Origin of the sequence: Vibrio sp. 10N.247.311.14 (genome assembly GCF_041467715.1) — a bacterium.
In the GTDB taxonomy this organism is placed as follows: Bacteria; Pseudomonadota; Gammaproteobacteria; order Enterobacterales; family Vibrionaceae; genus Vibrio; species Vibrio crassostreae_C.
In genome coordinates this window covers 1-6,733 of the sequence record NZ_JBFSVE010000093.1, presented here as the reverse complement: position 1 = coordinate 6,733, position 6,733 = coordinate 1, and the positions used below count along the sequence as shown (strand labels likewise).

Annotated in this window: 3 protein-coding genes and 3 pseudogenes; 3 read left to right on the top strand and 3 right to left on the bottom strand. The window is 41.2% G+C overall.

Annotation, left to right across the window (positions count from 1 at the left end; translation table 11 throughout):
* Positions 1 to 184 (bottom strand): annotated as a pseudogene (locus AB6F11_RS21285) (transposase); the annotation flags it as partial.
* A gap of 5 nt (positions 185 to 189) precedes the next feature.
* Positions 190 to 802, bottom strand: a pseudogene (locus tag AB6F11_RS21280) (IS6 family transposase); the annotation flags it as partial.
* Between the two features lie 190 nt (positions 803 to 992).
* Between AB6F11_RS21280 and AB6F11_RS21275 the strand changes: the two are divergent.
* Positions 993 to 3,083: a carboxylesterase family protein gene (locus AB6F11_RS21275; protein WP_104216073.1), complete on the top strand. Its 2,091-nt coding sequence runs from the start codon at positions 993 to 995 to the stop codon at positions 3,081 to 3,083.
* A gap of 56 nt (positions 3,084 to 3,139) precedes the next feature.
* Complete coding sequence (locus AB6F11_RS21270; RefSeq protein WP_240698632.1) at positions 3,140 to 4,843, top strand: hypothetical protein; 1,704 nt, start codon at positions 3,140 to 3,142, stop codon at positions 4,841 to 4,843.
* A gap of 428 nt (positions 4,844 to 5,271) precedes the next feature.
* On the opposite strand, the gene AB6F11_RS21265 is transcribed toward AB6F11_RS21270, so the two are convergent.
* Positions 5,272 to 6,180 (bottom strand): IS5 family transposase, encoded by a 909-nt coding sequence (locus AB6F11_RS21265; protein WP_104216075.1) that lies wholly within the window; start codon positions 6,178 to 6,180, stop codon positions 5,272 to 5,274.
* A 77-nt stretch (positions 6,181 to 6,257) separates the two neighbouring features.
* On the opposite strand from AB6F11_RS21265, the pseudogene AB6F11_RS21260 reads away from it, so the two are divergent.
* Positions 6,258 to 6,625 (top strand): annotated as a pseudogene (locus tag AB6F11_RS21260) (MFS transporter); the annotation flags it as partial.
* Positions 6,626 to 6,733 lie beyond the last annotated feature (108 nt).

The following is a 6,733-nucleotide window of genomic DNA, read 5'->3' as shown; positions in this document are numbered from 1 at the left end:
CCGACTGGGTAAACAGCGATTCTTGACGATAAAGTGGCATCGCGTATTGGTATTTTCCAAGAATGATGTTGGTCAGCAAACTTTCTGTGGCGAAGCTTTTAGGGATGAGGCTCTGAGGGGATGGCTTCTGAACGATTCGGCTGCTGTCGCCTGTTTTCTCGCACTGACGACAAGCATATTTAGGTTATCAAGCTGTCCGTTCTTAATCATAGTCCAAAGATCTACCCCTGCAAAAGTAGCTTTTGCTCCTTCATCAGATTTCCACCCTAGGCACTGGTGCATTTTACCTTTCACTCTACGGTGACTTTGTTCAGATACATTACCTGAAGCACTTCAATTAGATTGAGCATCTTCCCCGTTAACCAAAGGCTGACGTTGATATTATGTAACGCTAATGCGTTAGCACCACTCTTATCTATCACGACCTTTTCGGGCAAGCCATTATGGCTAATTGCCTGGTGAAGAAGGCGCGAGCTGCCTTCTCGTCACGGTATTCGCACAGTAAAAAATCAATCACATTACCGCATTTATCAACGGCTCGGTAATAATACTTCCACTGGCCTTTGACGTTAATGTAAGTCTCATCCATCCGCTACGAAGTAGCGACAGGCTTCTTTCTTCGGTGTGCTCTGTGCTCCAATAGTGGGGCGTATTTGATAACCCACCGATTGATGGTTGAGTGATCAACATCGATACCTCGCTCATTGAGTATCTCTTCGGTTTCACGGTAGATCAGCTTATAAGAAACGTAATAACGAACAGCCGGAAGAATGATGTCGGAAGGAAAGTGGCGCCTGTAAATTTGATGGCCATAGCGTCGGCAGTGGTGAATTTTGATGAAGAGTTTAACCTATCACCACTGTTTACGACAGAACCTGTAATTGTAATATTGTCCACCTTTTCTGATTTTTAAGTCTAATATTAGAAGATTGATTTTGGTATTCAAAGCGTGATAGCAATGTTCTTTACTTTCGATATTGAAGAGGTAAGTGATGACAAAAGCATTTTTGGTTTTGATCGGAGTTGTACTTTTCGGTTGTCGTGATGATTCTACTGAGTTCAGCTTTACCCCTGCTCCTGAAGAGGAATCACCTCAACCCATTACTTTTGAGGCTCAAATAGGTGAAGTGACTATACAAGGCCTCAAAGAACCAATAATCACAGTCGCCCCTTCACTTTCTGCGACTGAAGACGGTACCTCACTGGTTACAATAGAAACGTTCAAAGGGATACCTTATGCTTACTCGGGCGATAGTAGCGAAGGTGATTTTTTCTTCGGTGCGCCTGACCGTTTTGAACACAGTGTGATGCTGCCTCTAGCACAAGCGGTAACCGAAAATAATTCGTATACAGACTTTGGGAATATATGCCCTCAGTTTGGCTCAACAGAATTGTACTCAGAGACCTGCCTTTACTTGAACGTATGGAGACCTAATAATGCGACTTCAGGTGATTTATTACCTGTGTATGTTTATATCCATAGTGGTTCGTTTGAAACGGGATCTGGACACCTGCCCAATATAATTCCAGATGTCGCCGTTGCACAAAGTACAATGAGTGATAACCCCTTTATCGCTGTTACTTTTAACTACCGTCTTGGTTTATTGGGAAAACGGTGGGTTGAAGATGCAGGTCAAACGAAAGGGGGCAACTTTGCGGTTGGTGATCAAAAGCGAGCTCTAGAGTGGGTTAGCCAACATATCGAAGACTTTGGCGGAGATAGTACAAACGTCACTGTATTTGGGCAAGGTGCTGGTGCGACATCAATTAATGCGCTTCAGCAAACAACCAGTGGAGAGCGCGATCCTGAAGATGATATTGCCGGTAATTTCTTTAGCAGAGCGATTATGCAAAGTTTACCGCTCGGACTTTCATTTGAATCATACGCTGCAGCGAAAGACCAATACGACACTTTAGAAACTGCAATGGCAACGCTGTATCCTGATTTAAGTATTAACCAATTGACGGTTGATCAGATTTTAGAACTACAAAAACAAGTAAAAGCAGAAATAACGGGACGCTTGTTTGGTTTACCTGACCAAACCATCGAAAGTATGGTCAGTGACATCTTGGGCTGGATTGAAGATGGCGATAGCACGGAATCGATTGTGGCGAAGCTTACTTTGAAATACGCATCGGATATTGCAGCAATCGAACCGCGAGCGAAATTACTTCCCTTTTCACCCTACATTGAGTCCCATCGTGAGTGCATAAAGACATTCCTTGGGGTTTGCACAGAATATGAGGAATACCCAGGCTATCACGTAACAAGCCTCGCTCATGAAGCTCCTTTAACCGTCCCTTCTATTATAGGATTTAATAACAATGAAACGGATAGTTATATAGCGGAGTTAAAGTTACTATTCTTGATTAATATAGAATTATTACCGGGTATTAAATTACTTGATGTTGTCCTATTTTTAATAGGAGATAGTGATGATATTCGTGATTTGCCACAAATAGCAGATATACCTGCGTACACGTTAATATCATCAATCCTATATGTAGATCGGTTGACCGACACGCCTTTACGCTTTGATGATTTCTCACCATCGGAAAATCCTACCACTTTAGATGGGGTATCAGAAGAGATAAGAAAGTTTAATCAATTAAATAATCAATTGATATATAAATGTGCTATTCGTGATTACGCAAAAGAAGTCGATCATGACATCACTCCTATCATTTATCATTTTGACTATGTCGCAAGTTTTAATAACCAGCTGATTGAAGACTCTATTTTTGACACAATAGGTAATTTGGCTTGCTTCGGTGGAAAAGCCTGTAACCAAGCTGAAATTCCTTTTGTATTTAATCGATTATATAACCAAAGCGGATCGAAGATAGCGCCTGATGAAGGTGACCTTCTTCTTATGGGAGAAGTATCGAGTTTGTGGTTTAGCGATGAATTATTCAACCCTGAATATCGATACCAAGAAGATACAGATAACATATTGGTGATAGTTAATAATGCCACGGATGATGGTGGCGAAATAAACAAGAATATTACAGCGTGGGATGCTACGATAAATATGGGTATTGATGCTAGCACATCACAAGGTATTTGTGATGCTATTTACTAAGTCGTCTTTTATTACAGTGAGGTAGGAATGATGCTACATATGCTAAATAGAGTTTGTTGGATAGAGATGAAAGTAAATCATCGAAATTTTTTTTTATTTTATTTCGTAGATCTTGGTGCGTAAGTTTATTTTCTTTTATTTTGATACTCTCTAATATTGCTAATGCAAAAGAAGCTTCGATTTTTGAGCAGTATGGCATACCGGAACACCTACCTAAGTATGGTATTAGTACTTTATCTCAAGGTGATCATATTGTTGAGCACGTTCGTAAAGTCACTTCAATTAATGAGGAGGCTTCATCTTCATCTTTTTATTTAGTGCAAACAACAGATTTAAAGGGAAATATTGATTTGAGGATTAAATATTTTCAGGATCAAATTTCTCAAATCGATGGTGAACCTTCACTCTCAGAAGATGGTGGAGCGATAGACTCCATTGAATATTTGACCAAAACAGAATATCGACTTCGCGCCTACTCAGATAGTTACGATCGGTCTTCGGTTACCGTTGAAGAATTAGATGAACGTCGTGCAATTGTACGTTTTAACTATTCTAAGTATCAACTACCTCAAGATGTCGCCTATTTTCGTTTCATGCGAGTTGAGATAAGTGTTGAAGATCGCAAGCCTGTTAAAATGGTGATCACTAATTCGCAACCATTTACCTATGGTACTTATAGAATTGAGGATTATAGACAAGAAATCTTAATCAGTGAGCGTTACAATGGTCAATTTTACGTTAAAAGCAAAACCATTGTGGCAAACGGAGTAACTAGAAAAAAAGAAAAGCTTACTCTGTCATTGCTCATGACTCCCGTCGCTTTTTATGACGATGTAGATGGTGTCGAAGTTCTAGATAGTGAAAAGCTTGAAGAAGCATCAGATCCTCGTATTCGAGAAGAAAAGGTCGAGGTCAGTAGTTTTTTCCCACTGATGGGAGACTTAGTCCGTAGACAAGGTATTGATATTCCTCTTCCATACGGTTTTTCTGTCGCTTATCGCAATCAAGATATGGATCTTGGCTTTCAATCTTTTAATTTAGGTCTCGGAGCATTAGGCCTTCAGAATTTAGATAAGGACTTTGAACCGACAGAGACCTTCGCCAAAGTTAATGCTGAGAGTTTTAGTATAAGGGGAGATGTCTATATTTTGCCTTTCTGGAATGTTTACGCTTTAGCTGGAAAGATTAAAGTTAAGGCAACCATTGATGCGCAATATACATCGGAGAGTTTAAACGAAGTTAAAGATAGTTTAAACGGCATCGATCCTGGATTAGGTGATGCCTTATGTAGTGCGCTAAGCAATGAAGGACTCCCTCTGTGTAGCCCTGGTCGATTGAAGCTTCCTTTAAGTCTTGACTATGATCTGTTAGGTGTGGGTACTACACTAGCCGTCGGGTATAAAGAATTTTTCGCCACGCTTAATATGACCGCATCTCAAACACGATTAGAGGGCTCTTCGAGCTGGGGTGATACTCTGTTTGTTGCTCAACCAATGGTTGGTTATCAGCTTGTTGATTATAGAGCTCAGTTATTAATTGGTGCTGAATATCAAGGCTTAGATTCTACGTTATCCGGTAATCTAGGTTATGTAGATGCGTTACAAGGTGAGTTCACTTATGACGTTGATGTTTCTCTAAATCAATGGGCTTATTTGATTGGTTTTAATAAGCAAATAGGTAAACACTATAATATCACAGCCCTTTATAATAAAGGTGAAACAAGAGAAGCATATACAGTTAGTTTGGGCTATCGATGGTAAATGATTGTGTTAATACTAAGCTGAAATATGGGGAGTATCCGTAGCTCAATTTATTTAACATTAATCTAACAATGTGGCCATGAAACATCTTAGTTTCTTATGGCCATTTTTTTGTTCGGGTAGCATTCTGATTTAAAGGCTCTCCGCCACTTGAAACGCAACACCTCACCCGCGAGAAGAGATGCATCAAGCACTTGCGTATTTTCATCCAAGCACATCGAAGTTGATTATAATCGAACAAGAAGGACAGTGCTCTTGGATATCTAAGCCCAGTTAACTTTAAAAAACAATATGTCGCTTATGCGTATTTCGGTGATTGCGATCGGCTGTTTCCCCCCGTGTCAGCATAGTTGTCGTCTAGATTTTTAAGGGGCGTTGTTAATGATCAAATCAGCTTGAAGATCAACGACACCATATGTAGCTAGCCGTTAGCTTCTAACGGGCATACCTAGTCCTATGACTTTGTTAATCGCTTTGACATTCGCCATGATTTCGCCCACTTGAGCGTTGTAACATCTCAAGCTCAATTTATCGCTTGTTAGTCCTTTATATCGGGACATAGCAGTCTCAGATATTGAACGATAGTGATAACCAGACTCTGTTTTCCATTCCGATATTGTTCCATCTCTCAGAGCCATTACCGCTTTGTTTCTGGGATGACCGTCTTCCCAAAGAGCTGCATTCTTTCGAGGCGGTATTAACGGAGTACAGCCTTTATTTTTCAGAGTCTCGTGGCAATTTTTTGTGTCATATGCTCCATCGGCGGATACGGCAGCGACCTTTCTACGTAGTGGGTTGAGTAACGTCGGTAACACTTCACTATCGCCTACATTTACAAGACTGACTTCCGCACTAATCGCTTCGTGAGTATCCACATCCACAGCTAAGTGCAGTTTGCGCCATGTCCTACGTTTTTCTGTACCATGCTTTTTCACTTTCCACTCCCCCTCACCAAAGACTTTGAGGCCAGTAGAATCAATGGCTATATGGCGAATAGCCCCTCTCGATTTATTGCGATATTTGACCTGAACTGTCTTCGAGCGTTTACTGATACAGGTGTAGTCAGGGGACGTTAGTGGAACATCTAATAGCTCAAAGATAGAGTCGATAAAGCCTTGAAGAGCACGTAAAGGAAGAGAGAAGATGCCCTTAATCATCAAGGCGGTTTCAACCGCTGTATCAGAGTACTGAAAGCCTCTCCCACGCTTACCATGATGAGTTTTGCATCGCCATGCATCTACGGCTGAATCATCTATCCAGAATGTAACCGAACCACGTTTACAAAGAGCCTTATTGTACTCCGTCCAGTTAGTTATCTTCTTGTTTGCTTTACCCATATCACCACCATTCCAATCGTTTCAAATGATCAGATCACAGGACTTGGAAAAGGTTCAACTAATTTAGGCAACAACGCCAGCGTAAAGCGTTGATCTTCGAGTATGTTGGCTTGATTGGTGTGTTTGTCGGTTATGGTTTGGTGCAAAGCGCGGCGGCACTTTACGTGATCGATCACCTGTTCTTTGCATTGGCGCTGGCGATCAAAACTTACTTCCAGAAAATCGCAGACCCGCAGACATGGCATCAACTGCTGGTGTCTCTTTCACCATCAATCATATTGCAGCGGTCGTTATTCCAGTGGTGTTTGGTGTGATTTGGTTGTCTTCTCCTGCAACGGTTTTCTATATTGGTGCAGTGATGGCCGTGGTTTCTCTAGCGCTATCTTTAAACATTCCGAAGAAACCTGAAGAGGGCAACGAAGTGCGAATGTTTAGCTGGCGCTAATGTTGGTCTCGATATTATGAAATAAGCAAAAAGCTCCAATAGTGATATTGGAGCTTTTTGTTGTGCGCCGAGCATGGCGTTGATCTAGGAGGTGAAAGTCCTCTACGG